1 pseudogene is annotated in these 690 nt (G+C 64.5%); it reads left to right on the plus strand.

What is annotated here, in order from left to right:
* Positions 1-690 (plus strand): annotated as a pseudogene (locus tag EN984_RS36705) (hypothetical protein); the annotation flags it as partial.

The following is a 690-nucleotide window of genomic DNA, read 5'->3' on the forward strand; positions in this document are numbered from 1 at the left end:
CCGAACCGCGCGGCATCTTCCGGCATCAGGCAAGGCATGGCCATCTCCGCCGACGCGGTTGATTACGCGCCGGCGGAGATGGCCATGCCTTGCCTGATGCCGGAAGATGCCGCGCGGTTCGGCGCGACCTGGCAATGCGACGGCGGCACCGTCTGCACGCCGCTGGCCACCGCTTCAGGCGTGCACACGAAACTGGCGCAATGCCTGCTGCCCAAGGACAGCGAAAAAATGTTTTCCGGCCACCCCTGCCTGACCGGCTCGATCGCCAGCAACGCGGTGCAGCCTTTCAACGACCGCTACAGCAGATCGGGCCAGTTCGCGGCCTTCGCCCCGGATGTCTCGCGCACCGCCTATACCTGCCGGCCGCCGAAGATCGGCGTGCCGGGCGGGATCGCTTATCGCGGCTGCGACGACAAGGACCGCGACTTCGCGGCCTTCAAAGCCGGCAAGCCGATGCCGAACGAGATTTGCGGGCTGGTCGGCGGCAAGAAATTCGATATCTGCGTGGCCACCAACAATTTCGACCAATGTCTTGGCGGCGCCGTCAATCGCGGCAACCGGCCGGCCTGTTCGGCCGATCATTTCTGCCGCGAGGACTATATGTGCCAGTCACTGCCGCCTGACACGCCGGGCATCGGCAAGGTGAAAGGCATCGGCTTCTGCTCGCCGACTTACTTTATCTTCCAGATG

It is taken from the genome of Mesorhizobium sp. M7A.F.Ca.CA.004.12.1.1 (assembly GCF_003997835.1).
Classification (GTDB): Bacteria; Pseudomonadota; Alphaproteobacteria; order Rhizobiales; family Rhizobiaceae; genus Mesorhizobium.